The organism is Ruania suaedae (assembly GCF_021049265.1).
In the GTDB taxonomy this organism is placed as follows: Bacteria; Actinomycetota; Actinomycetes; order Actinomycetales; family Beutenbergiaceae; genus Ruania; species Ruania suaedae.
Map to the genome: position 1 here is coordinate 3,384,666 of NZ_CP088018.1, position 25,953 is coordinate 3,410,618.

The following is a 25,953-nucleotide window of genomic DNA, read 5'->3' on the forward strand; positions in this document are numbered from 1 at the left end:
TCGACCCTGAATTCCAGGCCCCTCCATCGGCGCTTGGGTCGGTCGTCGCCCGGCCCAGCCATCGGGTGTGGCCTCAGGTACCGCCGACCGCCGCCGTGGACGCCCGCCGCACCAGCTCCGGCGCCGGGTCGTCCACCACCCGGCTGATCGGCCCGGTCGCGTCGCCGCTCAGCAGCAGCTCCACCGCCGTCGACCCCAGCGCCCCCATCGGCAGCCGCACCGTGGTCAGCGCCGGTGAGCAGGTGATGGCGGGCCAGATGTCGTGAATCGCGACTACCGAGAGCTCCTCCGGTACCCGGATCCCCATCTGGGCCGCCTCGGTGAGTGCCCCGATCCCGGCGTTGACGTTGCCGACCACCAGCGCGGTGGGCCGGGGCTCCCGCCCGAGCAGCAGCCGGACGGCGTCCCGCGCCGAACGATAGGTGTAACCCAGTGTCGTGAGGTGCTCCCGGGCGAGCGTCAGACCCGCCTCGGCGAGCTCCTTCTCCACCCCTTCCTGACGGCGGCTGCTGGTGTCGGAGGCAGGGACGCCGCCGACGTAACCGATCGTCCGGTGCCCGAGCTCGAGCAGGTGGCGCGTGGCGAGCGCCCCGGCGGCGACGTCGTCGAGGCCGATGGTGCGCACCCCCTCGACCGGCCCGGAGTTGATCATCACGGTGTGCTCGGGGTGGGTCAGGGCCCGGGCCACCAGTTCGGTGGGGGCGCTGTCATCCTTCTGCAACAGCACACCGTCCACCAGCCGCTCGTTGAGCAGCCGGTTGAAGCCCTCGCTGCCCGGTTGCATCCGCGGGCTGGAGGCGAGCAGCACCGAGTAGGAGTGGTCCAGCGCCCGGGTCTCCACGCCGTTGACCAGGTCGGTGAAGGTCGCGTTCGTCACGTCCGGGACCACGAGGGCGAGCAGGTGGGAGCGGGCCCGGCGCAGCGACCGGCCGGCCGAGTTCGGCGCGTAGCGCAACAGCCGCGCCGACTCCACCACGCGATCACGGGTCTCGGGCCGGATGCGGATGGTGGGATCGGAGTTGAGCACGCGCGAGACCACCGAGACCGACACCCCGGCGTGAGCGGCCACATCGCGCAACGTCACCATGCTCCGATCGTAGTGGCGACCGGACGGGCCCGCACAAACGATTCACCACCGTCTCCGGCCCGAACCTGCGCCACGAGGAAAAAGACGGCACCGATGTCGGCGGAGAAGCCTAAGCTGATCTCTCGTGCACGACTTCCCGCCGGACGTGGCGCCCTACCCCACCCGCCCCGAGGCCACCGCCTCGGTCCGCGGCGCGTTCCCGGACACCCGCAGCCCCGCCCGGTTCCTGTTCTGGCTGCTCGGCAAGCAGGCCTACGCCATGGTGGGCATGTTCGTCACCGGCATGCTGGTCTTCCTGCCCGGAGCGGCGGGACCGTACTTCGTGGGCCGCGCCGTCGACGAGGGCATCACCGCCGGTTCCTGGGACGGGCTGCTGACCTGGTCGATGATCCTGCTCGGGATCATCGCCGTCGGGGCCTCGGTCGGGGTGCTGATGCACACCTACGCCGTGCACGGCTGGTTGCACGCGCTCTACCGCACCACCAAGCTCGTCACCCGCAAGACCACCCAGATGGGCCACGTGCTTCCGCAGCGGTTGCCGACCGGGGAGATCCTCTCGGTCTCCTCCTCCGACTCCGACAAGTACGGCGCCCTCAGCGAGGTGGTGGGCCGTGCCGCAGCCGCCCTGTTCGCCTACTTCGTGGTCGTCGCCCTGGTGCTGAGCACCTCGGTTCCGCTGGGGCTGCTGACCCTGGCCGCCGGCCCGGTGCTGGTGTTCGTGGCGACCCCGCTGCTGCGACCGCTGCACCGGCGCCAGGCCACCGAGCGCAGCCGCTCCTCCGAGCTGACCTCCCTGGCCACCGACATCGTCGCGGGGCTGCGGATCCTGCGCGGCATCGGCGGGGAGCGCACCTTCGGGCGCAACTACGCCCGCCAGTCCCAGCTGGTGCGCAAAGCCGGGGTGGCCGCCGGGATCTGGCAGGGCGCCGTCGAGGCGGTGGGCACCCTGTTCTCCGGGCTCTTCCTGGTCATGCTCACCTGGTTCGGCACCCGGCTGGTCGCCCGCGGGGAGCTGCAGGTGGGCGAGCTGATCAGTTTCTTCGGCTACGCGGTGTTCATGGTCGTGCCGATCTACACGTTCTTCGAGCTGGTCCAGAAGTGGGTGCAGTCCCTGGTCTCGGCGCGCAAGACCATCGCCCTGCTGGAGCAGCAGCCGCCCTGGGAGGAGCCCGAGACCACCGCGACGCTGCCCGCCCACGCGCCGATCCACGACGAGGCCACGGGCTTCACCGCGCACCCGGGCGAGCTGACGGTCGTGGTCTCGGACCTCCCGGACGACAGCGCCGCCCTGGCCGACCGGCTCGGGCGGTACCTGCCCACCGAGGCCGAACCGGTCAGCGCCGAGCTCGAGGAGGGCGTCAAGGGCCGGCGGGCGAAGCAGACCCGCGCCGAACGGCTCGCCGCCCGGCGCGCGCAGGCCGAACGGGACGCCGCCCGCGCACGACGGCGGTGGGGCGTCACGGTCGGGGGCGTCGACCTCTCCCAGGCTCGCCTGAGCGAGGTCCGCGAGCGCATCCTGGTCTCCGATACTGCGGCGATGGTCTTCGGCGGCACCCTGCAGCAGGCGCTCGACCCACACGGCCGGCTCACGCGGGCGCAGGCGGAGCAGGCGATGCTGGTCGCCTCCGCCGAGGACGTCTACGACGCCCTGCCCGGCGGCTGGCAAGGACACCTGGACGAGCGAGGGCGGGGCCTGTCCGGCGGGCAGCGGCAGCGGCTGGTGCTGGCCCGCGCGGTGGCGGCCGATCCGGAGGTGCTGGTGCTGGTGGAGCCGACCTCCGCCGTCGACGCCCACACCGAGGCCCGGATCGCCGAGCGCCTCAGCGCCCACCGGCGGGAGCGGACCACGATCATCACCTCCGTATCGCCGCTGCTGCTGCACCACGCCGACCGGGTGGTGCTGCTGGCCGGGGGCACCGTGGCGGCCGAGGGCACCCATGCCGGGCTGCTGGCGTCCAGCGCCGCCTACCGCCGGGTGGTGGTGCGCAGCATGGAGGACGAGCCGGAGCCACTGGGGGACGCCGAGGCCCCCGAGGCTCCTGACGCCCCCGGTACCGCAGAGGCCCCGAGCCATCACGAGCACGTCCCCGACGGCGCCCACGGCACCGGACCGCTGCACCTGGGCAGCCCCGGTCATCCCGACACCCAGGCCATCATCCGTGAGGGCACGCAGGAGGTGCGCGATGTCTGAGCACGACCACGGCACCGGCGCCGGCACCGACCCCGCGGCCGCCCTGCCCGGATCGGCGCAGACCTGGGCCGAGTCGAGCCCGGGTCCGGCGGTGCCCGACGAGCTGCGCCCGCCCCGCACCGGCCCCGTCCGCGAGCGCCTGGCAGCCTGGCGACGCCGGCACCTGCTGCGCGAACGCCGCGCCCACGAGACGTTTGAGAGCTCGCGCCACCCTGAACGCGGGCTGCCGGTGGCCACCGGGCCTGTCGTCTGGGCGTTCCTCAAGGAGCTGCTCGCCGGGCGCCGCCGGATCCTCATCGGCCTGTTGGTGCTGCACGCCCTCGCCGCGGTGGCGGGGCTGGTGGTGCCGCAGATCCTGCGGCGCCTGGTCGACAACGCTGCTGCCGGCACCACGGCGATGGCCACCCTCAACTCCCTAGCTCTGGCGGTGGCCGGGGTGGTGGTGGTGCAGGCCACGCTGACCTTCGCCGCGCGGGCGATCTCGGCTGTCTTCGGCCAGGACCTGCTCGCCGCCGCCCGCGAGTACGTGGTCCACACGGTGCTGCGACTGCCGCTGAGCACCGTGGAGGGCGCCAGCACGGGCGACCTGGTCACGCGGGTGACCCGCGATGTGGGCACGATGAGCGAGAGTGTGCGCTGGGGACTGCCCCAGGCGGTGGTGGCACTGGTGACGGTGATCCTCACCCTCGGCGCGATGGTCTACAACTCCCCGCTGCTGTCCCTGCCCTTGCTGCTGTCGGTGCCAGCGCTGGCCTTCGCGGTCACCCGCTACCTCAAGCGCGCCCCGGCCGGCTACATCACCGAGGGCAAGACCTACTCCGACATCAACTCCACGCTCACCGAGACCGTCGAGGGCGCACGCACTGTGGAGGCCTTCGGACTCGGGGACCGGCGCCGCGCGCTGGGCGACGAGGACATCGAGGTCTCGGCGCAGGCCGAGCGGTACACGATGAGCCTGCGGAACCTGCTGTTCATCGTGATCGACTTCGCCTACAACTCCCCGCTGGTGTGGACGTTGCTGCTCGGCGGAGTCGGCTACGCGAACGGCTGGGTGAGCCTGGGGCAGCTGACCGCCGCGATCCTCTACATCCAGGCCGTCGTCGAACCGCTCGACCGGCTGATCGCCAACGTCGACCGGCTGCAGGTAGGCGTGGCCTCGACCACCCGTCTGCTCGGGATCGCCGCGGTCCCGCAGGACCGCGAGCCGGGCGAGGCCGTCCCCGAGGGCATCACCCTGACCGGCACCGACCTTCGGTTCGCCTACCGCGAGGGCCACGACGTCCTGCACGGGGTGGACATGGACCTGCAGCCCGGCGAACGGCTCGCGATCGTCGGCCCGAGCGGGTCCGGCAAGTCCACTCTCGGGCGGCTGCTGGCGGGTATCAACGGCCCCCGCACCGGCTCGGTCACGGTGGGCGGCGTGGAGCTGCTGGAGCTGCCGCTGGACCGGTTGCGTACCGAAGTCGCGTTGGTCACCCAGGAGCACCACGTCTTCGTGGGATCAGTGCGGGACAACGTCACCCTGGCACGGGAGGACTCCGACGACGACGCCGTGGCTGAGGCGCTGGGCGCCACCGGTGCCTGGGAGTGGGTCCAGCGGCTGCCGGAGGGCCTGGACACGCTGGTGGGCTCGGGGAAGGTCCGGCTCACCCCCGCCCAGGCGCAGCAGATCGCCCTGGCCCGGTTGGTGGTGGCCGATCCGCACACGCTGGTGCTGGACGAGGCCACCAGCCTGATCGACCCCCGCACCGCCCGCACGCTCGAGGGATCGATGTCGGCGCTGATGGAGGGCCGGGCGGTGGTGGCGATCGCGCACCGGCTGCACACCGCGCACGACGCCGACCGGATCGCGGTGGTGATCGATGGCCGGATCGCCGAACTCGGCAGTCACGAGGAGCTGATGGCTGCCGACGGGGCGTATGCGTCCTTGTGGCGGGCCTGGACGTCCTGACGCCGAGCACTCCATGCTCCTGAAGAGGGCGGGCATGATCGATTCGTGATCGAGTCGCCCTCTTTGCTTGTTTTGATCGATATGGCGTGATTGCATTCATGGTCGTAGATCAAGGCAGAGCAAAGGAGCCCCATGCACTCGATGCCGAGCGCACCTGCACCGATCCCCGGTGCCGCGCCCGCCGCCCCCGCACTGCGGAGGCGAACCGCCGGTCTGGTGATCGGCGCCCTCGTCGGTTCGGCGCTGATCGCAGCACCCGCTGCCGCAGCGCCGTTCGACCCGGTGACCGCAGCCGCGTACCTCGGTGCCGACAGCGCCGAGGACACCTCGCTACCGGAGACCGTCTCGGACGGCAGCACCGACCACGAGGTCACCTGGGACATCGGCGCGGACACCTTCGCGCTGCCGTACAGCACCGTCGAGGTCAGCGGCACGGCCGACGGCGAGCCCGTGACCGCCGTCGTGGAGGTCGTCCCCCCGGCCGAGTACCCGCTGACGTACTTCGTCGACGCCGGCCACGCCGGCGACTCGCAGAACCAGTGGTGGTCGGCCGACAGCGTCGACTCCCCCGCCCACACCGCCGTGGAAACCCTGAGCACGCTGCGCAACGAGGTGCCGGACCAGCGCTTCGCCGACGACGCGACCTGGGGCTACACCTACGACCTGCCCACCGACTACAAGCTCACCGTGCCCGGCGGCGACCCCGCGGCCGGCACCGACCTGTCGACCTTCGGCAAGTACGAGATCGGCGCCCGCACCAACAGCGACCACATCGACTACCGCCTCGACCTGGACCCGGGCACCTACACGCTGACCAGCGGCTTCTACGAGTTCTACGCCGCCGGGCAGTCCAGGAACCGCCAGATCGACCCGACCCTGAGCTACCAGCTCGACGGCGCGGACGAGTCCCAGACCCTCGGCCGCGTGGCGGTGAGCACAGCCGCCAACAGCCCCGAGCCGATCCAGGACACCAGCGCCTTCACGATCCCCGACGGCGCCACGGAGGTCTCCCTGACCTACCAGCAGACCGGTGGCGAAGCCCCGGTGCTGAGCTGGTTCGCCATCGCCGAGGGCGACGCCGAGGATGTCATCGAGGGCGCCGTCGACGCCGTGCCCGAGTACGTCGACGTGGCCATCGACGCCGCCGACATCGCGGCCGACAACGTCAACGGCCTCACCTTCAAGGGCTTCGGCACCCTGACGGCCAACAGCACCAGTGCCGTGCTGCTGGACTACAAGGCCGAGCACCCCGAGGCCTACGCCGAGATGATCCGGATCCTGTTCGCCGGTGAGCACCCGATCATGAACCACGTCAAGATCGAGATGGGCAACGACCGCAACAACTCCACCGGCTCCGACGTGGCCACCATGCGCACCGAGGACGAGCCGGCGAACGTCACCCGCCACCCGGGCTTCCAGCTGGCTGCCGACGCCCTCGCGGTCAACCCCGACCTGCAGGTCTCCATCCTCCGCTGGAACGCACCGGCCTGGGTGGACGGCAACGACGACATCTACACCTGGTACAAGAACACGATCCTGGCGGCCTACCGCGAGTACGGCTACATGGTCGACTACGTCAACCCGGGCGTGAACGAGCACCAGGCCGACCTGGCGTGGACCGAGGAGTACGCCGAGCGCCTCGCCACCGACACCACCGGCTACGTCAGCGACGACCCCACCCTGGCGGGGTTCCGCGACGGCGAGGCCGACCTGTTCCACCAGATCCAGACCGTGATCTCCGACGAGGTCGGCATCGGCACGTTCGGAGACGAGATCATCGCCGACGCCGACCTGCGCGAGGCGGTGGGCGCGGCGGCGTACCACTACAACACCAACGACGACGGCAACGGCAACTTCACCCGCCTCGCCGAGGAGTTCGACATGCAGGTGTGGAACAGCGAGGCCCAGGCCACGTTCTCCAACACCGCCTTCCGCCCGAACAACAACACCGCGGACCCGACCGTGCCCGGCACCGGGATCGGCGGGGCGTACAGCTCGCTGGAGATGGCCAACACCATCGTCAAGGGCTTCGTGAACTCGCGCCGGACCCACTTCATCTACCAGCCGGCGATCGGCTCGTTCTACGAGGGCGGGCAGTACTCCTTCAAGGAGCTCGTCAGCGCCCGCGATCCGTGGTCGGGGTGGATGCACTACGACGCAGGCCTGGCCGTGCTGCAGCACTTCTCCAACTTCGCCGTGACCGGCTGGGAGAACGCCGACAACACCGCTGGTATCTGGCGGGCCATGCCGGAGGCCAGCGCGTCCGGAGCCACCGGCACCAACCCGGTGGTCGGGCGCAATGGTGACCCGAACTACCTCACCCTCGCCGCTCCGGACGGCTCCGACTTCTCCACCGTCATCGTCAACGACTCCGAGGAGACCCTCACCTACCGCCTCAGCCCGGAGGGCTTCGGCCTCGACGGCGCACCGCTGGCGGTGTGGGAGACCCGCGCCGCCGAGGACGGCGAGGCCTTCAACGCGAACTACAAGGAGCGTCGGGCGGACGCCACGTCCGACGGCGGAGCCTACGTCGTCGAGGTGGCACCCTTCTCCATGACCACGGTGACGTCCCTGGACGTGACCGGTGACGAGGGCTGGACCGACCCGCTGCCCGTCGAGGGGGAGCGCACCGTGCTGGGTGAGGGCTCCGAGGACGGCGTGCTGTGGGCCGACGACTTCGACTACACCGACCGCACCGTCCCGCAGCTGACCGCCGAGGGCCAGGTCGGCACCGGGACCGACCCGTTCGTGGAGGCCCGCGGCGGCGAGACCGGCGCGATCCCGCTCTACACCTGGGACCGCAACGGCGCCTTCGAGGCCTACCTGGACGGCGAGGAGTGGGTGCTGCGCCAGCAGCTCGACCGCGAGGCGACCGGAGTGGGTGGCGCCTGGAACGGTGGTGACCCGATCACCGCGATCGGTGACCGCCGGTGGACCAACTACCGCGCCACGGTCGACGTGCGCTTCGAGCGGGAGACGACCGAGGGCAACTACGCCGCCGTCGGCGCCCGTTCCAGCGGCGGCGACAACTCCCAGAGCCTGGGGACCACGCCGTACGTGCTGCGGCTGGACCGTGACGGTGACTGGCAGTTCCTGCGGATGGGCTCGGTGGCCGATTCCGGTTCCGTCGGGTCCGCCGAGGATGTCGGCGAGGCCTGGCACGAGCTGTCCCTGCAGGTGGCCGGCGATCAGATCACCGGCTGGATCAACGGCGAGCAGGTGCTCGACTGGACCGACCCGGCGCCCATCCGCTCCGGGTGGGTCGATCTGGCCAGCGGCTTCCACCACACCCAGTTCGACAACCTGTCCATCGAGCCGGTCGACTCCTACCTGCCCTACTACGGGGAGTACCTGGACGACCTGGAGATGACCGACCTGAGCGACCCGCCGGGCACGCAGCTGGTCTACTCCGGCAGCTGGGACCACGCCGTGACGGCGAGCATGTACGAGTACCAGCGCACCACCTCGCGCACCTCCGAGCCGGGCGCCACGGTGGCGTACACCTTCACCGGGTCCGGACTGGACGTGCTGGGCCAGAACAACGGATCGGCGCGGTTCGAGGTGCGGGTGGACGGTGAGCTCGTCGAGGCCGCCGCCGGCACGCAGGCCAGCGGTCAGTTCGAGCAGATGTACTCGCTTCGGGGACTGCCTCACGAGGAGCACACGGTCAGCCTGGAGCTCGTCTCCGGGTCGTTGACCGTCGACGCGGTCGCGGTGCACACCGAGACCCCGGCCGAGCCCGCGAGCACGCAAGGTCTGGCCGAGCTGCTCACGCGCGCCGAGCAGATCGAGCGGTCGGACGACTTCACCGACGCCGGCTGGGAGGCGCTGCAGCACGCGATCTCCTCCGCGCAGGCCGCGGTGTCCGACCCGGCCGGATACGGTCTGGGAGCCGAGGGCGCCGCCCAGCTCGCTGACCGGCTGCGGGCCGCGCAGGCCCCCCTGTGGGACCAGATCGACTCGGTCGAGGACGTACGGGTGGCCACGCTCGTGGGCATCCAGCCCGAGCTGCCGGAGACGGTGACGGTCACGCTCACCGATGAGAGCACGCGGGAGATCACCGTCGAGTGGCCCGCCGAGGTCGACGTCTCCCAGGCATGGGATGGCGTCACGGTGAACGGTCAGTACGGCGGAGCGAGCATTCCCGCCACGGTCGAGGTGATTCCCTCGGGCGTGGTGGCCTTCGCCGACATCAACGGCACCGAGGCCTCGCTCGGATCCACCTCGCCGTCGTGGGAGGTCATCGCTGACGCGGCGGGCGATCTGATCAATGAGACCCCCGACCAGCCGTTCGACGGCGACTGGGGTCACGCGGGCCAGAACGCCGGCGGCTCGGCCGAGGTCAGCTTCAAGGCGCCGGTGGACGGCGTCCACAGCAAGCTGACCACCACCGGCATGTACACCTCGAACGCCGAGGGCTCGCAGCTGTCGTACACATTCACCCTGCCTGCGGGTGAGTACGAACTCGCGGCCGGGAGCCACTCCTGGTGGGCGGACAACGCCCGCACCGCGGACGTCGTGCTCAGCTACGACGGCGAGGAGCAGGTGGTCGACTCGGTGACCCTGGACTCCGGCTCCCCGAGTGCGCTGCTGGAGTACGACGTCGAGCTGGAGGCCGACGGTCCCGTGACGCTGACGCTGCGCAACACCAGCAGCCAGTCCCCGATGCTGAGCTGGGTGGGTGTGGCCGAGGCCGAGCCTGCGCTGACCGGCATCGAGGTCACGAGCGCTCCCGACCAGGTGGAGTACGCCCAGGGCGAGGAGCTCGACCTGACCGGGCTCGAGGTCACCGCCTCTTACTCCGACGGCGTGGAGACGGTGCTGGACAACGACGCGCTGGCGATCACCGGGTACGACTCGCAGACCCTCGGCGTGCAGGAGATCGGCGTGCTCTACACCGAGACCGCGCCGCCGCTGCACACCCGGGCGGTCGGCGACGTCGCCTCCACCACGTTCGAGGTGACCGTGGTCGAGCAGTCCGACGGTTCGGACGGCGGTAGTGATGGCGGATCGGACGGCGGGGCCGATGGTTCCGACGGCGCAGCTGACGGTGGTTCGGACGGCTCCGACGCCGGCTCCGACGGCGCAGCTGACGGTGGTTCGGACGGTTCCGACGCCGGCTCCGACAGCGGGGCCGATGGTTCTGACGCCGGTTCCGACGGCGGCACTGACGGCTCCGACGCCGGCTCCGATGATTCGGTCGGCTCCGATGCAGACTCCGACAGCGATCCGTCCGACGACCAGACCGACGACCAAGCCGGCGAAGGCGAGCTGCCCGTCAGCGGCGCCGCCGTGGGTGGCCTCATCGCTCTGGCCCTGGCCCTGCTGGTCGCCGGCGCACTGCTCATCGTGCGGCGTCACCGCAGCATCGCCTGATCCCGACTCGGCCCGGGTCCTGATCTGGACCCGGGCCGAGTCCGGCCTGCCTCTCCCCTGCCTTCCCTGTGCCCTGCTCCGGGGCACCCCGCGGCCCAGCGCCGCACCCGACCCCAGAAAGTCCCCCATGAACGCTCTCGCGACCACCAGGCCATCCCGCCGCCGCACCGCCCGTCGCGCCCTCGGCGCCGGGACCCTGCTCGCCCTCGTCGCCACCCTGTGGACCGGGTCCGCCCAGGCCCAGGGCGCACCCGAGATCGCCGCCGAGCCGGCGATCCCTGCCCCGGACGGTTCGGTCTGGACCGACGTCGACGGAAACCCGATCAAGGCCCACGGCGGTTCCGTGGTCGAGGTGGACGAGGAGGTCGTCGGGCTCGACATCACCGGTGACGGCACCCTCGATCAGCAGGTCTACCTCTGGTACGGCGAGGACAAGACGAACGCGACCCGGCCGGTCGACGGTGTCCGCGGGTACTGGTCGACCGACCTCGTCTCCTGGCACGACATGGGCCTGGTGCTCCCCAGCCACCAGCACTTCACGCTGCAGGTCAACGACGAGGGCACCGCCGTCGAGGTCGACCCGGAGCGGGTCGAGGAGATCAAGGCGACGGCGAACCTCACCGCGCCGACGCCCGAGATCTCCCAGGAGGACATCGACGACGCCCGTGCGTTCATCGAGCCCTATGTCACCGCCTGGGCCGACGAGGACGCCGGGATCGCGGCGGAGTACGACGAGGAGAACCTCGCGAACGCCAGTTACCGCCTCAACGGCAACATCAACATCATGGAACGCCCCAAGATGCTCTACAACGAGCTCACCGGGAAGTTCGTCATCATCTACCACGCCGACGGTCCGCTCGCGAGCAGCCCCGACCTGATCGACTGGGTGCGCGACGGCGGCCGGCGGGAGAATCAGGACATCGGCTCGAGGTACTCGCGCGCCGAGGTCGGCTTCGCCACCTCCGACACCCCGTGGGGTCCCTTCACCCTGGTGAACACCACCAAGATGAACTGGGCCGAGGATGTGCCGAACGCCGGCCGCGAGGGCGACTCACGGGACATGACCGTCTTCCAGGACGCGGGCGAGCGTACGGTCGATCCCGCTGCCGACGACGCCTACGTCGTCTACTCCTCCGAGATGAACAAGTGGATGTACGTCTCCCGGCTGAACGCCGAGTACACCGGACCCCTGGCCGAGGGCAGTGACGCGGAGCTCGGTGAGGACTTCAGCAACCGGGTACTTCCCGACTTCAGCCGCGAGGCCTCCAGCGTGCTGAAGTACGACGGCTACTACTACATGATCACCTCCGGTACCGACGGCTGGGCCTCGACTCCGGTGGTGGCCTACCGGTCTCCGTCGATGATCACCGACACCGAGGCCGTCGTCGGGAACAACAACGGCCACCCCACCAGCGGCCAATGGGAACGCATCGAGATCGCCAACCCCTGCGTGGGCCTGGCCTCCCGGGACGACGTCGGGACGGCGAGCCCGGCGCGCTGCTTCGACTCCCAGCCCACCTTCGCCATCGCCGTCGACCAGGAGGCGGGACAGTTCATCTACATGGGCGACCGGTGGATCACCGAGTCCAACGGCTCGGCCGGCGAGCGGTCCCGCTACGTGTGGGCGCCGATCCAGGTGGACACCGAGGCCCGTTCGGTCACGGTGGAGAACGTCGGGTCGTTCGACCCGCGGAACGAGAGCCTGTACTACCCACTGGAGCCCGCTGAGCCGCTGGTGTTCCGGGTCGAGCCCGGCGACGGGAGCGACTTCGACCCCACCTTCGACGTGAGCGCCGGCGACCGGAGCTTCTCCGATGTCACCGCCGACTGGGATCTGGCCGGTGCGGACTTCTTGACCCCGGGCACCTACCGGATCTCCGGTCACGTGAGCGGCAAGGGCGGGACCGCCGACCTCGACGAACGCTACGTGGAGGCGGCCGTCGTGGTCGGGGACGTGATGGACGCGTGCCGGCTGCCCGGCACCACCGTCTCAGCCTCGTTCCACCAGACCGACTGGGGCACGTTCCCCGCCGCGAACGCGTGCGACGGCGACGAGTCGACCTCCTGGTCGACCTGGGCGTCCAACTCGGGTCACCCCAGCGAGGCGACGTTCACGAGCGAGTTCGCGCGTCCGCTGCTGGTGGGCGAGGTGGGCCTGACCAACGTCGAGGGCGCCCCGAGCGGGGTCACCGTGGAGTACCGCGACGCCGTGACGGGCGAGTGGTCCGCCACCAGCGCCGCTACCGTGGCGCCGGCCGAGAACGGCGAGCAGACCTCGATCGAGTTCGAGCCGGTGACAGCCACCGGGATCCGGCTCGTGATCGACACCCCGGGCTCCTACCTGAAGATCTCCGAGGTGATGATTCCGGCAGCCCAACCGCTCTCCGACGACGCCACCCTGCGTGAGCTCACGCTCGACGGCCTCGCGGTCGAGGGGTTCGACCCCGACGTCTCCTCCTACGAGGTGCTCGTGCAGGGATCGGCCTATCCGACCCTCGCCGCGACCGCGGCCGCATCGGCGTCGGTGACGATCACCCAGCCGGCGCAGGCCGACGGCGTGGGCTCGGTGGCCGTCGTCGCCGAGGACGGGACCGAGTCGATCTACACCGTGGAGGTGGCGCGCCAGGCGGTGGTCGAGGACGTCACGCTCGACGGGGCAGCTCGTGCCGGTGCCGAGACGGCAGCGCAGGTGACGGTGGACCCGGCCGACGCAGCCCTCGGCTACCAGTGGTACCTGGACGAGGAGCCCCTCGACGGTGCCACCGCGGCGACCTACACCCCGGCTCCGGACGAGGCCGGCGGTGCATTGAGCGTCGAGGTCTCCGCCACGGCCGCCGGTTTCGTCGATGCGCTCACCCTCCGGTCGGAGTCGGTGGTCATCGAGGCCGCGGAGACGGACGAGGATCCGGGCACCGACCCGGGCACGGACCCGAGCCCCACCGATCCCGGCGAGGACACCCAGAGCGGGGACGACCCGATCGAGGACGACGTCGCCGACGGCGCCACCGGCGACAGTGACAGCGAGGACGAGCTGGCAACGACGGGGGCAACCGTAGGCGCTATCGCCGTCCTGGCACTCGCGCTGTTGCTCGCCGGCGCACTGCTGATCGTGCGACGTCACCGCAGCATCGGCTGAGCTGCGACGGGACACCATCGACGGGTATACCGCCAACCAGCGCTCCCTACGCACTGGATGGCGGTATACCCGTCGTTGTGGTGTCAGAGGTGGTCGAGCCGACGCAGTAGCGGCCCCCGGTCCAGAGCAGTGGTTCAGGAGACGCCGGAGAGCACGTGGGTGACCTTCATGCGTGGGTTCGGTGAGGCGAGAGTTGGCGGAACGCACCCTTGAGGCCCACGACGAGAGCGAGCATGACGGCTGCCGCCGCCAGCGCGGCACTCGTCGTGGCGAGCGGCTCGTCCTGCTGAGCGAGACCGAGCACTGAGAAATTCACGCCGAGATGCACGATGACCGCGGGAATCATCCGTTGCCACAGACTGCCGATGAAGATCGACGTGATGGTGAGGCTCATGAGCGTTGCGGTGACCGCGAACACGAGGACTGGGAGAGGGCCGAGCGACCAGTATCCGAGATGAGTGGAGCCGAAGAGAAACCCCGCGACAGCCGACACGACCGAGGGACGGGCAAACCTCTCGCCGGCTCGCTGCACAAGACCCCGCCACCCGACTTCCTCGCACAGGACCCCGATCGTCTGCAGGCCCAGAAACACACCGACCGGCACCACAAGATCGCTCGGGGGCCATGTGGGCGTGCGTCCCGACACGAGCATCAAGCATCCGGCGAAAGCAAGCACAGCCAGCCCCGCGATCGAGGCGGCACCGAGAACGCGACGCGCGGTCGCGCGAGGCCACCAGCTGCCCAGCCACGCCGGACGAATGAGGACGATCGCGCATGCGAGCGCGGGCGCGAACATCACGAGCGACACGACGTCGTAGGGAACACCGAGCGCACTCTGTGCCCACGGAGCGATCGCCGCGGACGCTACCAGGAGCACCGACCACGTGGTGAGCAACAGGACCGGACGCTGACGGGGGCCCGCCGGTGGGGCGGTGGTCTCGACGGGCACGAGGTACAGGCTAGCGCGGCGGCAGTCGCAGTCCTTCCCATCCCGCTGCATGCCAGGGCCGGCGCCGTGGTGACGCGCTCCACGCCATCCCTTGATGGGCCCCGAGTGGACTCTCATCGGACGCACTGCCGGGCGGGGCCGGGTCTGTGCCACATCTGGCACGCTCCGCGTTCTGCTTGTCAGTGGCGATTCAGAGGTGATCGAGCCGACGCAGCAGCGCCCCCTCGCGCAGCGCCCAGGGGCAGATCTCGATCCGCTCGACCTCCAACGCACGCAGCGTCTCCACCGCCACCACCGCTCCGGCGACGATCTGGTAGGTCCGCTCCGGGGTGACGCCCGGCAGCTCCATCCGCTGCTCCGCGGGAATCTTCGCCAGCCGCGGTACCCAGTCCTCGAGCTGGCTGGTGCTCATCTGCCAGCGCTCATCCGGCCCGTAGCCGTTGACCGACATGCCGGCGAGCCGGGCCAGCGATCGGAAGGTCTTCGATGTGGCCACCACATGATCGGGCGCCGAACGGGCGCTCACCCGCGCCACCAGCGGCTTGAGCTGGCTGCGGATGGCCGAGCGCAGTGCCTTGAGCTCCTTCTTCTTCGGCGGGTCGCTCTCCAGGTACGCCCGGGTGAGGCGCCCGGCTCCGAGCGGGACCGACTCCGAGACGTCGGGAATCTCGTCGATCCCCGCCGCCACCTCGAGCGAGCCGCCGCCGATATCGAGCACGAGGAGCTGGCCGGCGCCCCAGCCATACCAGCGCCGGGCGGCGAGAAAGGTCAGCTCGGCCTCCTCGGCTCCGGAGAGCACCTGCAGGTCACCGTCGAGGCGGGAGCGGATCTCTGCCAGGATCTCCTCACCGTTGGTCGCCTCCCGGATCGCGGAGGTCACGATCACGAGCGTCTCGTCCACCGCGTGGGTGCGGGTGACCTCCATCAGCCCGTCCACGGCCTCGAGCAGTGCCGCCTTACCCTCGCCGACGATCTCCCCCTCGTCGGAGAGGTAGCGCATCAGCCGCATCGAGACCCGCTCGTCCACCTCCGGGATCGGCCGGGCGCCACGGACGACGTCGAAGACGAGCAGGTGGATGGTGTTCGAGCCGATGTCGAGGACGCCCAGTCGCATTCCGCCATCGTAGGAGGCCCGGCGCCCGCGGCGGCCCACATGCGGACGGGTCCCACCCCGATCGAGGTGGGACCCGTCCGCGCGCACGTGATCAGCCGAGGTCGGCTGCGCCGGCCTGCTCGGCCTCCGCCCGCGCCTCGCCCTGGCGCTCGGCGACCCGCTCCTGCAACGCCTGATCACGCGACTGCGCCGGCCCGGCCGACCGACCCGAGCGCTCCATCAGCGACACCGCCGCCTCCTCGGCGCTCTCCCCTACGACGCCCCCGCGAGCCATCACACCGTCGCCGATGACGGCGGCCGGGTCGTTCTCGGCCACCCGCAACCGGCCGTTGATGATCACGTCGTCGACGTAGACCCCGCCGGTGTTGCCCTCCGCGACGACGTTGCCACCCACGTAGGAGCCGCCTTCGCACGGGAAACCCGGACCATCGGCACCGATCTGCACCGTCCCGGCGTTGTCGCGCAGCACCGCCACGCCCTGCACGCTGGCCTGGCACAGCAGCGACCCCGCCGAGGCGGTCTGCACCCGCACATCACCATCGACAAAGCTGGCGTAGACGTCGGTGTAACGCGAATCGCGCGAGTTCACCGACCCGGTGATCTGCGACTGATCCACGAACACCTCACCACCCCGCGCCACCAGATCCGCGCCCAGGTCACTCTCGAGCACCAGCGCGAAGGTGTAGTCGGAGGAGTTCTCCCGCACCAGCACCCGCTCGCTGACCTCGCTGCGCTCGATCAACCCGCCGAAGGCATCCACCAGCCGCACCTCACCGGCCACCGAGGAGTCGGTCAGCTCCACATAGGCATCCGCCGCGCCCACCACCCGGCCCTCGAAGGTCGCCTCGGAAGCGATCAGATCCGCACCCTGGGCCACCCGCACATCACCGGCGACCGTGGTCCCCGACAGCAGACAGGTCTGGCCCGAGGGGACCACCAGATCACCCGGCACGGTCACCGCACCGCCTTCACCCACACACCGCGTGGTCAGCGCCGCACTGGCCGGCATCGCCGTCAGCATCGTCGTCGACGCCAGGGCAACCGCACCCAGCGCACCAGCAAGAATCCGCTTCATCGTCTCTCCTCGTGTGGAACGTCGTCGGTCCAAGGACTGGTCGCTCACCTCGGTCAGGTCGACCTAACCAAAGATGTGGTCCATCCCACAAGGGTCACGGAACTCTCACGCGATCCCGTTCATGCACCGGATGCGCCGCGCTCCGCTCGCCGCCCCCGCACCACAGCCAGAACCACCAGAGCGATGAACACCCCCGCTCCACCCAGCCCCACCAGCACCGGCCCGGCCGGCAGACCCAGGATCTCGCGCATCCGGACCACGTGTGCGACCTCGCGGTGGTCGCCTGCCTCCGGGGCCGGCGCGAAGGTGAAGTCCGAGACGATCTGCTCCCCGGGATCGGTGAAGCGCTGGTCGAACACAGTGAGGTAGGCGCCCTCGGTCGCCAGCCAGGAAAGGGTCTCGTCGCCCGCCTCCTGCTCGAGCGGCCCCGCATACCGGCGCTCTCCCGTGGCGTCGTCCCAGGTGGGGTCGGTGCGCTGCACCTGCTGGTCGGTCACCACATAGGTGCGCACGAACTGCTCCTGGGTGGCCGCGGCCGAGATGCGCATCGGGTAGAGCAGCGCCATCGAGTCGAACGTCAGGTGCAGCGGCTGGATCTCGCCGTCCAGCGCCTGCGAGTCCGGGTCGATACGCACCGCCACGTAGAACCACCCCTCGGACACGTAGGGAAGCAGGGCCTCGGCGACGGCGTCACCCATGACGTAGTCGTGCGCGTCCAGCCACTCGGAGAGCCCGTCCGCATCGCTGGCCGAGAGCACACTCACCTCGAGCGGACCCAGCGTCACGGAGCTCATGACGTCGACCGTCGACCCCGCCGCCGACGCCTCGTCAGCAGAGGCGCCACCGGCGCCGCTCTCCGGCCACCAGCGGTAGTCCACCTCCACCCGGGGGGCGATCATCTGCTCGAGGCGTGCGAAGACCGCCGGATCGGCGAGCTCGACCTCCGCGGGCGAGGGCGTGGGGATCAGCAGGGCCCCCTCCGGTGCCTGGGAGAGCATGTCCAGCTGGAGGACGATCTGCTCGGTCTCGCCGTCCCACGCGACGACCGCCTCCTCCCGGCCGACAGCGATGTCGTAACCCTCCTCGGCCACGGCCGCGCCGCAGCCGCAGGCCTCGGCGGGCTCGGGCACGAGCACCAGCCCGGACGTGAGGCCGAGCGCGAGGCCGGCCGTGGCGACGGTCCGACGAATGAGAGAGCTGCCGCGAGTGCGGGGGCCCCGGAGCGTCGTCATACGTTTTACGGTAGGGCAGCGATCGGCGCGAAACCGGGCTCGATGCCATATCGAGACCTTGCCCGAGGCGATCGTGACCATTCCGTTGTCCGCCCTGCACAGGACCTGCACAGCGAGCCCCGCGTCGTGACAGACGATACCCACCGGGGGTACCATGAGGCGTGACCAAGCGGCGATGCAGGGGAGCACTCCGATGACCGAGCAGACCATGGCGCCCGACGCCCCCGTCGAGGCGACCTCCCACGGGTACACCCCGGAGAAGGAGGCCTACCTCAAGCGACTGCGGCGGGTGGAGGGCCAGGTGCGAGGGATCGCCCGAATGGTCGAGAGCGATACCTACTGCATCGACGTGCTCACGCAGATCTCCGCCGTCACGAAGGCCTTGCAGGCCGTCGCCCTCGGGCTGCTCGACGATCACCTCGCGCACTGCGTGGTCGACGCGGCCCGGCGTTCTCCCGAGGAGGGCGCGGAGAAGGTCGAGGAAGCCAGCGCCGCCATCGCCCGGCTCGTCCGTTCCTGAAATCGAGAGGATCCCCATGACCACCACCACGATCGAGGTCACCGGCATGACGTGCGGCAACTGCGTCGCCCACGTCACCGAGGAACTCCAGGAGATCGACGGCGTCACCGACGTCAGCGTCGACCTCCGGGCCGGCACCCCCTCGCCGGTGACCCTCACCTCCAGCACCTCGCTCGAGGAGGCCGCCATCCGGGCCGCCGTCGACGAGGCCGGCTACGAGGTCACCGCCATCCGCTGACCTCCACCACACATGCAGGCGCCCGGTGCGATGGTCGCACCGGGCGCCCGTGGGTGAGGCCGGCCGTCAGGCCGACTCGACCTGCGGCGTCGTCGCGGCGTCGCTGGTCTGCACCTCGATCTTGCGCGGCTTGGCGCGCTCGGCCACGGGGATCCGCAACGTCAGCACACCGTGCGCGTAGTTCGCGCTGATCGCCTCGGCGTCCAGACCCTCGCCGAGGGTGAGCTGGCGCCGGTAGGAGCCCGAGGGGCGCTCCTGGGCGAGCCATTTGCCGCCGTCGGGCTGGGCGACGGTGCGCTCGGCCTGCACGGTGAGCACATTGCCGTCGACGTCGAGATCGATCGAGTCGGGCGCGACGCCCGGCAGATCGATGTCGACGACGAACTCGTCCCCGGCGCGGTACAGATCCATCGGCATCCACCGCGGGCCGCGGCCGGAGAGGCGGTCGAAGTCGCGGAAGGGATCGAACATCAGGTTCATCGCAGTCCTCCTGTGGTCGGTGGCCTGTGGGGCCAAGGGCACTCGGCGGGAGATCCGCCGTACACCCCGTCCAACGGCGACGGCGGCCCTCCTGTTCCCAGAGTTGAGTCGCCTTCGCTCAAGGTGAACATCGAGGCGAACACCAAGGCGTCCACGACCGGACCGACACGGCTCCGTCAGTCTGCGGCACCGTCGCCCCGCAGACTGACGCTCCCGTGTCGATCCGGGCAGCGCACCGGCGGCACCACCTCCGGTAACCGCTATCCAGGCGGCGTCCCGCCTGGCAGAATCACCCTCCATGGCTTCAGAGCAGATCCAGACGGTCCAGATCCAGACCTTCAACGACAACGGCGCCTGGTGCTGGTTCCAGGACGAGCGCTCCCTGATCGATCCCGTCGCACAGACGATGCTGATCGGCTCCGTCGCCGCATCCGAGGGGCCGGGCGGCCAGAACCGCTCCGGCAACATCGAGCTGGCCGTGGTGGACCTGAGCACCGGTGCCTCCGAGATCGTGGTGCTGCACGCCAACCTCGAGGCGGACGACCACAACGATCCGGCGCTGTGGATCCGCCCGGACGGCCGCTACCTGGCGATGTACACCAAGCACAAGACTGACAACTTCCAGCGCTGGCGCATCTCCACCCGCCCGCACGATGCCACCGAATGGGGCCCGGAGCGCACCTTCGACTGGACCGAGCTGACCGAGGGCCGCGGCGCCACCTACTCCAACCTGCACTACCTCGCCGAGGAGGGCCGCCTGTACGCCTTCGCCCGGGCGGTCAACGACGACCCCTCGATCCTCATCAGCGACGACCACGGCGAGACCTTCCGCTACGGCGGCAAGCTGCTGACCCGCCCGAAGATCGGCTACGTCAACGGCTACACGCGCTACGCCTCCAACGGCATCGACCGCATCGACCTCATCACCACCGACCACCACCCGCGCGACTACGACAACTCGATCTACCACGGCTACATCGCCGCCGGCGCCCTGCACGACTCGGCCGGCACGGTCATGGACGCCGAGGTCCTCTCCCCCGCGGCGCCCTCGCAGGTGGAGCTGACCACGCTGCTGGCCACCGGCACCACGCTGACCGACTCGCCGCTGACCCACGCCTGGACCACCGACATCCGGCAGGGCCGGGGCACCCAGGCGGGCCACCTGGCGGCCGTGCTCACCGCCCGCGCCCACGATCAGCCGGAGAACAGCAACTACGCCGACCACCGCTTCGTCTACGCCCGTCACGACGGCGCAGCCTGGCGGGTCCGCGAGCTCGCCCCCGCCGGGGCGAACCTGCTCCCACACGAGCAGGACTACACCGGCCTGGTCTCGATCGATCCCTACGACCTGGACTCGCTGTACCTGTCCGCCCCGGTCGACCCGCGTGACGGCGCCGCCCTGGCACACCACGAGATCTTCCACGGACGCACCACCGACGGCGGAGCCACCTGGTCCTGGACGCCCGTCACCGAGGACTCGGGCGCCGACAACCTGCGCCCGATCGTGGTCCCCGGCGATCCCACCACCCTCGCCGTCACCTGGTTCCGTGGCTCGATGACGGCGTCGCAGCACTACGACTGCGCGGTGGTCGGCTTCCTCACGACTCGACCTTGACGTCGCCGGCCAGCAGCTCGTCGGTCTCGGCGAACTCGCGGTCGATGTTGTCGTTGCGCAGGTAGGTCACCTTGCTCACCACCACCGCGACCAGCAGGCAGCCGAGGAATCCGGGCAGGAGCTCGTAGATACCGGTGCCCAGGAAGCCCCAGGTGAACACGATGACGGCGCCGGTGGCCATCCCGGCCAGCGCACCCCAGTGGGTGAGGTTGCGCCAGAACAGGCTCAACAGCACGATCGGACCGAACGCGGAGCCGAACCCGGCCCAGGCGAAGGAGACCAGGCCCAGGATCGTGTCGTTGGGGACCAGCGCCATCAACGCCGCCACGACCGCGACCAGGAGCACGCACGCACGGCCCAGCACCGTCAGGTGCCTCGGCGAGGGGGCATCCCGGCGGACCACCTTGTACAGATCCTCGACCAGCGCGGAGGAGCACACCACCAGCTGACTCGAGATGGTGCTCATGATCGCTGCGAGCACCGCCGCGAGGACGAAACCGGCCACGAGGGGGTGCAGCAGCAGCTGGGCCATCACCAGCACGACCGTCTCGGGATTGTCGAGGCTGTTCCCGGTCTGCTCGAAGTAGGCCACACCCACCAGGCCGCAGACCACGGCACCGATCATCGACAGCGCCATCCAGGTCATCCCGATGCGCCGGGCCGAGGTGGCCGCCTGCGGGCTCGGCAGGGCCATGAAACGCACGATGATGTGCGGCTGGCCGAAGTAGCCCAGACCCCAGGCGAGGGAGGAGATGATCCCGATGAGCACGCCGCCGGTCACGGCGGCGCCGCCGAAGACCTGGAGATGATCGGGTCCGGCCGCGGCGAGCGCCGGTCCCATCTCGGCGAAACCGCCCAGGCTGACGATGGCCAGCGCCGGGACCACCAGCAGTGCCGTCATCATCATCAGGCCCTGCGCCACGTCGGTCAGCGACGCACCGAGGAACCCGCCGAACAGGGTGTAGCTCAAGGTGACCGCAGCCACCAGCGCGAGGCCGAGGTGGTAGTTGGACCCGAAAGAGCTCTCGAAGAACACCCCGCCGGCCACCATGCCGGAGTTGATGTAGAGGGTGAAGAACACCAGGATGATCAGGCTCGAGACGATGCGCAGCAGCCGGGAGGAGTCCTTGAGGCGGTTCTCCAGGAAGCTGGGGATCGTGATCGAGTTGTTCGAGACCTCGGTGTAGGCGCGCAGCCGCGGTGCCACGAACTTCCAGTTCAGGTAGGCGCCGATCGTCAGACCCACCGCGATCCAGGCATCGATGAGGCCGGAGACGTAGATCGCCCCCGGCAATCCCATCACCAGCCAGCCCGACATGTCGGAGGCGCCGGCGCTGAGCGCCGCCGCCCAGGGCGGCAGGTTGCGCCCGGCGAGCATGTAGTCCTCGTGGTCCTTGGTGTTGCGGGCCGCGAAGACGCCGATCGCGATCATGCCGGCGAAATAGAGGGCCAGTGCGATGTACAGATACGTCTGATCGGACATCGTCGTCCTTTCATGGGGTTGTAGCTGAGACTACGCGGGCTGCGTGGTCACCGTCGGGATGTCGTAGCGCCGGATGGTGCCGAACCGGTGAGCGGTGATCGAGACCGCCTGCTCCTTCAGGAAGGTCAGCAGCTCGATCCGGCCTGCGGAGACCACCTCGTGGGTGTACAGCGCCACGGCCGGCGATCCCTGGGTGAGCGAGGCCAGCTCGACGGCGGAGCCACCGATCAGGCGGATCCTCCCGCCCGTCTCGGCCAGGTCACGTGCGTGCGCGGCCCAGGCTGCGCCGTCGGCGATCCGGAGGTCGGCCACCTGGGCGACGTAGTCCGCCACCGGCGGTGGCAGGGGCGCGGCCGCGCTGACGGTGACCGGCGCACCCGAGCGCGCGCCAGCGGCCACCACCCGCAGGAGCTCGACGTGCCGCTCACTCTCGAAGCGCACGGTGACCGGCTCCGGGTGGTAGCGAAAGGCGTTCTGTTCACTGGCGAGCCCGGTCGCGTCGCGCACGATGCCGAACTCGCCGGCCCAGGCCGCCTCGTCGGTGGTGAGGGCCCCCGCCAGCCAGTCACGATCGGCGGCCGGCAGATCCGCGGCGGCATCCAGGGCCCGGCGGCTGATGGCGTCGGATGCCCCGGAGACCGACACGGGGGCGTCGGTCCAGGCGCCGAAACCGGTGAGGTAGTTCGGCCCGCCGGCCTTGGTGCCCGCCCCGACCGAGGCCTTCTTCCAGCCGCCGAAGGGCTGGCGCTGCACGATCGCGCCGGTGATGCCGCGGTTGACGTAGACGTTGCCGGCCTGCACCTGGGCCAGCCAGGTCTCGATCTCGGCCGGGTCGAGCGAGTGCAGCCCGCTGGTGAGTCCGTACTCGATCCGGTTCACGAGGTCGATGGCCTCGGGGAGCGAGGCCGCCGTCATGACGCCCAGGACGGGGCCGAAGTACTCGGTGAGATGGAAGGGCGAGCCCGCCCGGACGCCCTCGCGGACCCCGGGGCGCCACAGCGCACCGGCGTCGTCGAGGCGCTGCGGCTCCACCAGCCACCGCTCCCCCGGCTCGAGGGTGGTGAGCGCGTGCAGGAGCTTGCCCTCCGCGGGCCCGATCAGCGGGCCGACCTGGGTCTGCTCCTGCCACGGCTGGCCCACCGGCATCGAGGTGACGGCGTCGAGGAGCTGGCGCCGGAAACGCTCGGAGGTCGCCACGCTGCCCACCAGGATCACCAGCGAGGCGGCCGAGCACTTCTGGCCCGCGTGCCCGAAGGCCGAGGCCGCCACGTCCCGTGCGGCCAGGTCGAGGTCGGCGCTGGGGGTGACGATGAGGGCGTTCTTCCCACTGGTCTCGGCGAGCAGCGGCAGGTCGGGCCGGATCGCGCGGAACCGCTCGGCGGTCTCGTACCCCCCGGTGAGGATCACCCGGTCGACCCCCTCGTGGCCGATCAGCCGGGACCCCAGGTCGCCCTCGGAGAGCTGCACGTGGCGCAGCACCTCCCGCGGCACCCCGGCCTCCCACAGTGCCTCGACCATGACCGCACCGCTGCGCCGGGCCTGGGGGGCGGGCTTGATGATCACGGCGGACCCGGCCGCGAGCGCCGCCAGGGTGGAGCCGGCAGGGATGGCCACCGGGAAGTTCCACGGCGGCGTGACCACCGTCAGGCGATCGGGCACGAAGGTGGCGCCCTCCACCGCGTCCAGCTCGCGGCCGCGCTCGGCGTAGTAGTGGGCGAAATCGATGGCCTCGCTCACCTCGGGGTCGCCCTGGGCGAGCACCTTGCCGCACTCCGAGCCCATCACCTCGAGCAGATCGGCGCGGCGGGCCTCGAGCACGTCACCGGCGCGGTGGAGGATCTCGGCCCGCCGCTCCGCTCCGAGCGCGCGCCAGGCCTCGCCGGCCTCGATGGCCCCGTCGATCACCTGCTGCAGCTGATCGGGGGTCTCGATCTGCGACCCCTCGACCGTGTCTGTGCCGAGCGTGCTGCACGGCATCCGGGCGCGGATCGCCTCGCCCCAGGCGCGGTTGGCCGCGATCGCGGGATCGGTGTCGGGAGTATTGACGAAACGGCGCGGGGAGTCGTGGCTGGGGGCCACGGGCTGGGAGCGGTCCTGGTTCCGGTGGGGCTGCGGCACCTCGGTGGGGATGGTGGCGATGGAGTCGAGGAAGCGCTGCTTCTCCCGCTCGAACAGATCCGGTGTGTCCAGATCGAAGACGGCGGACATGAAGTTCTCGGGCGAGGCGCCCTCCTCGAGGCGTCGCACGAGGTAGGCGATCGCCACATCGAACTCGCGCGGGTGCACCACCGGGGTGTAGAGCAGCAGCTGCCCGACGTCCGCGCGCACGGCGGCCGCCTGGGCGGTGGCCATGCCGAGCAGCATCTCCAGCTCCAGGCCGTCGGTGACGCCGCGCCGCTGGGCCAGCAACCACGCCAGGGCGATGTCGAAGAGGTTGTGGCCCGCGAGACCGACGTGCACGGCACCGATGTGATCGGGCCGCAGGGCGTAGTCGAGCACAGCCTTGTAGGAGGAGTCGGTCTCCTGCTTGCTGCCCCAGGTGGCCAGCGGCCAGCCGTGGCTCTCGGCGTCCACGCGCTCCATCGGCAGGTTGGCGCCCTTGACCACGCGCACCTTGATCGGGGCACCACCGCGGGCTACGCGCTCAGCGGCCCAGGTCTGCAGGCGCATCATCAGACCCAGCGCGTCCGGTAGGTACGCCTGGAGCACGATGCCGGCCTCGAGGTCGCACAGGTCCTCGGTGTCCAGCAGGGTGGTGAACACCGCCTCGGTGAGGTCGAGGTCCTTGTACTCCTCCATGTCGAGGTTGATGAACGTCCCACCCGCGTCCCGGGCCTGCCGGAAGAGGGGCAGCAGCGAGTCCACGGCGTGGGTGACGGCGTCGTCGAAGGACCAGGGGCTGTGCGGGGCCACGGTCGAGGAGACCTTGATCGAGACGTAGTCGACGTCCGGGCGGGCGAGTAGCCGGGCGGTCCCCGCCACCCGGCGCCGGGCCTCCTCGTCCCCGAGGATCGCCTCACCGAGCAGGTTGATGTTGAGGCGGACCCCGTGCTCCTTGCCTGCGAGGGTGGCGATGGCCCGACCGAGCCTGCGGTCACCGGCGTCGACGATGAGGTGGCGCACCATCCGGCGCAGCACCGCGCGAGCAGCCGGCACCACCACCCCCGGGGCCACGCGGCCGGCAAGACCCCCGGCGCGGATCGCCGCGCGCAGGTGCCAGGGCAACAGGCGCGGGGTGAGCGGCACCAGGCCGCGTAGCGCCCGGGCGGCCACGCGGTTGTCCTCCGGCCGGATGACGTCGTCGACGAAACCCAGGGTGAACGCCAGGCCGTTCTCGTCCCGCAGGATCGTGGCCAGGCGCTGAGCCGCCGGGTCGACCGGATGGTCGGTACTGTTCGCCAGCCACCGCCGCACCAGGGCGATGGCATCCTGCGCCAGGGCGTCATCGATCGCCGCCGCCGGCTCCGTCGGCCTCGTCGGCTCCACCGTCTCGCCCACCGGTCCTC

At 70.6% G+C, this 25,953-nt stretch carries 15 protein-coding genes; 7 read left to right on the forward strand and 8 right to left on the reverse strand.

Annotation, left to right across the window (positions count from 1 at the left end):
- Nucleotides 1-73: 73 nt before the first annotated feature.
- Nucleotides 74-1,087 carry a LacI family DNA-binding transcriptional regulator gene (locus tag LQF12_RS15650; protein WP_231053827.1) on the reverse strand — a complete coding sequence of 338 codons (1,014 nt, stop codon included), beginning with the start codon at nucleotides 1,085-1,087 and terminating at the stop codon, nucleotides 74-76.
- 124 nt (nucleotides 1,088-1,211) lie between these two features.
- Here LQF12_RS15650 and LQF12_RS16470 point away from each other — a divergent pair, with 124 nt between their 5' ends.
- The 4 genes from LQF12_RS16470 to LQF12_RS15675 all read left to right on the forward strand — a co-directional run bounded on the left by LQF12_RS16470 (nucleotide 1,212) and on the right by LQF12_RS15675 (nucleotide 13,741).
- On the forward strand, nucleotides 1,212-3,278 hold the full coding sequence (locus tag LQF12_RS16470; protein ID WP_290370706.1) for an ABC transporter ATP-binding protein: 2,067 nt from the start codon (nucleotides 1,212-1,214) through the stop codon (nucleotides 3,276-3,278).
- Nucleotides 3,271-5,229, forward strand: a complete 1,959-nt coding sequence (locus tag LQF12_RS15665) for an ABC transporter ATP-binding protein (protein WP_231053828.1) — start codon at nucleotides 3,271-3,273, stop codon at nucleotides 5,227-5,229. Before LQF12_RS16470 ends, LQF12_RS15665 begins: the two co-directional genes overlap by 8 nt.
- A gap of 132 nt (nucleotides 5,230-5,361) precedes the next feature.
- Nucleotides 5,362-10,605 carry a bacterial Ig-like domain-containing protein gene (locus LQF12_RS15670; protein WP_231053829.1) on the forward strand — a complete coding sequence of 1,748 codons (5,244 nt, stop codon included), beginning with the start codon at nucleotides 5,362-5,364 and terminating at the stop codon, nucleotides 10,603-10,605.
- Nucleotides 10,606-10,732: 127 nt separating this feature from the next.
- Nucleotides 10,733-13,741, forward strand: coding sequence for a discoidin domain-containing protein (locus LQF12_RS15675; RefSeq protein WP_231053830.1), 3,009 nt, complete (start codon nucleotides 10,733-10,735; stop codon nucleotides 13,739-13,741).
- Between the two features lie 166 nt (nucleotides 13,742-13,907).
- Here LQF12_RS15675 and LQF12_RS15680 read toward each other — a convergent pair whose 3' ends face one another.
- From LQF12_RS15680 to LQF12_RS15695, 4 genes are all read right to left on the reverse strand, one after another.
- Complete coding sequence (locus LQF12_RS15680) at nucleotides 13,908-14,690, reverse strand: type II CAAX endopeptidase family protein (RefSeq protein ID WP_231053831.1); 783 nt, start codon at nucleotides 14,688-14,690, stop codon at nucleotides 13,908-13,910.
- Nucleotides 14,691-14,880: 190 nt separating this feature from the next.
- Complete coding sequence (locus LQF12_RS15685; RefSeq protein ID WP_231053832.1) at nucleotides 14,881-15,804, reverse strand: Ppx/GppA family phosphatase; 924 nt, start codon at nucleotides 15,802-15,804, stop codon at nucleotides 14,881-14,883.
- 91 nt (nucleotides 15,805-15,895) lie between these two features.
- A complete protein-coding gene (locus LQF12_RS15690) occupies nucleotides 15,896-16,879 on the reverse strand; it encodes a hypothetical protein (RefSeq protein ID WP_231053833.1) in 984 nt (327 codons plus the stop codon).
- A gap of 119 nt (nucleotides 16,880-16,998) precedes the next feature.
- The gene (locus LQF12_RS15695; RefSeq protein WP_231053834.1) at nucleotides 16,999-18,111 is read right to left on the reverse strand and encodes a DUF2330 domain-containing protein; all 1,113 of its coding nucleotides are present in this window, start codon (nucleotides 18,109-18,111) and stop codon (nucleotides 16,999-17,001) included.
- Between the two features lie 193 nt (nucleotides 18,112-18,304).
- On the opposite strand from LQF12_RS15695, the gene LQF12_RS15700 reads away from it, so the two are divergent.
- Nucleotides 18,305-18,631, forward strand: coding sequence for a metal-sensitive transcriptional regulator (locus LQF12_RS15700; protein WP_231053835.1), 327 nt, complete (start codon nucleotides 18,305-18,307; stop codon nucleotides 18,629-18,631).
- 16 nt (nucleotides 18,632-18,647) lie between these two features.
- The gene (locus tag LQF12_RS15705; RefSeq protein ID WP_231053836.1) at nucleotides 18,648-18,869 is read left to right on the forward strand and encodes a heavy-metal-associated domain-containing protein; all 222 of its coding nucleotides are present in this window, start codon (nucleotides 18,648-18,650) and stop codon (nucleotides 18,867-18,869) included.
- 66 nt (nucleotides 18,870-18,935) lie between these two features.
- Here LQF12_RS15705 and LQF12_RS15710 read toward each other — a convergent pair whose 3' ends face one another.
- A complete protein-coding gene (locus tag LQF12_RS15710) occupies nucleotides 18,936-19,349 on the reverse strand; it encodes an Hsp20/alpha crystallin family protein (protein WP_231053837.1) in 414 nt (137 codons plus the stop codon).
- Nucleotides 19,350-19,647: 298 nt separating this feature from the next.
- On the opposite strand from LQF12_RS15710, the gene LQF12_RS15715 reads away from it, so the two are divergent.
- The gene (locus tag LQF12_RS15715; RefSeq protein ID WP_231053838.1) at nucleotides 19,648-20,964 is read left to right on the forward strand and encodes a BNR-4 repeat-containing protein; all 1,317 of its coding nucleotides are present in this window, start codon (nucleotides 19,648-19,650) and stop codon (nucleotides 20,962-20,964) included.
- Here LQF12_RS15715 and putP read toward each other — a convergent pair.
- Together putP and LQF12_RS15725 are read right to left on the reverse strand one after the other, a co-directional pair.
- Nucleotides 20,948-22,447 (reverse strand): sodium/proline symporter PutP, encoded by a 1,500-nt coding sequence (gene putP, locus LQF12_RS15720; RefSeq protein ID WP_231053839.1) that lies wholly within the window; start codon nucleotides 22,445-22,447, stop codon nucleotides 20,948-20,950. The two genes, LQF12_RS15715 and putP, sit on opposite strands and share 17 nt — an antisense overlap.
- 30 nt (nucleotides 22,448-22,477) lie before the next feature.
- Nucleotides 22,478-25,945, reverse strand: coding sequence for a bifunctional proline dehydrogenase/L-glutamate gamma-semialdehyde dehydrogenase (locus LQF12_RS15725; RefSeq protein ID WP_231053840.1), 3,468 nt, complete (start codon nucleotides 25,943-25,945; stop codon nucleotides 22,478-22,480).
- Between the last annotated feature and the right edge of the window lie 8 nt (nucleotides 25,946-25,953).

What these genes read in the sequence shown, in the direction of transcription:
- LQF12_RS15650 (WP_231053827.1), bottom strand. Translation starts at nt 1,087, where the DNA reads ATGGTGACGTTGCGCGATGTGGCCGCTCACGCCGGGGTGTCGGTCTCG.
- LQF12_RS15665 (WP_231053828.1), top strand. Translation starts at nt 3,271, where the DNA reads ATGTCTGAGCACGACCACGGCACCGGCGCCGGCACCGACCCCGCGGCC.
- LQF12_RS15670 (WP_231053829.1), top strand. Translation starts at nt 5,362, where the DNA reads ATGCACTCGATGCCGAGCGCACCTGCACCGATCCCCGGTGCCGCGCCC.
- LQF12_RS15675 (WP_231053830.1), top strand. Translation starts at nt 10,733, where the DNA reads ATGAACGCTCTCGCGACCACCAGGCCATCCCGCCGCCGCACCGCCCGT.
- LQF12_RS15685 (WP_231053832.1), bottom strand. Translation starts at nt 15,804, where the DNA reads ATGCGACTGGGCGTCCTCGACATCGGCTCGAACACCATCCACCTGCTC.
- LQF12_RS15690 (WP_231053833.1), bottom strand. Translation starts at nt 16,879, where the DNA reads ATGAAGCGGATTCTTGCTGGTGCGCTGGGTGCGGTTGCCCTGGCGTCG.
- LQF12_RS15695 (WP_231053834.1), bottom strand. Translation starts at nt 18,111, where the DNA reads ATGACGACGCTCCGGGGCCCCCGCACTCGCGGCAGCTCTCTCATTCGT.
- LQF12_RS15700 (WP_231053835.1), top strand. Translation starts at nt 18,305, where the DNA reads ATGACCGAGCAGACCATGGCGCCCGACGCCCCCGTCGAGGCGACCTCC.
- LQF12_RS15705 (WP_231053836.1), top strand. Translation starts at nt 18,648, where the DNA reads ATGACCACCACCACGATCGAGGTCACCGGCATGACGTGCGGCAACTGC.
- LQF12_RS15710 (WP_231053837.1), bottom strand. Translation starts at nt 19,349, where the DNA reads ATGAACCTGATGTTCGATCCCTTCCGCGACTTCGACCGCCTCTCCGGC.
- LQF12_RS15715 (WP_231053838.1), top strand. Translation starts at nt 19,648, where the DNA reads ATGGCTTCAGAGCAGATCCAGACGGTCCAGATCCAGACCTTCAACGAC.
- putP (WP_231053839.1), bottom strand. Translation starts at nt 22,447, where the DNA reads ATGTCCGATCAGACGTATCTGTACATCGCACTGGCCCTCTATTTCGCC.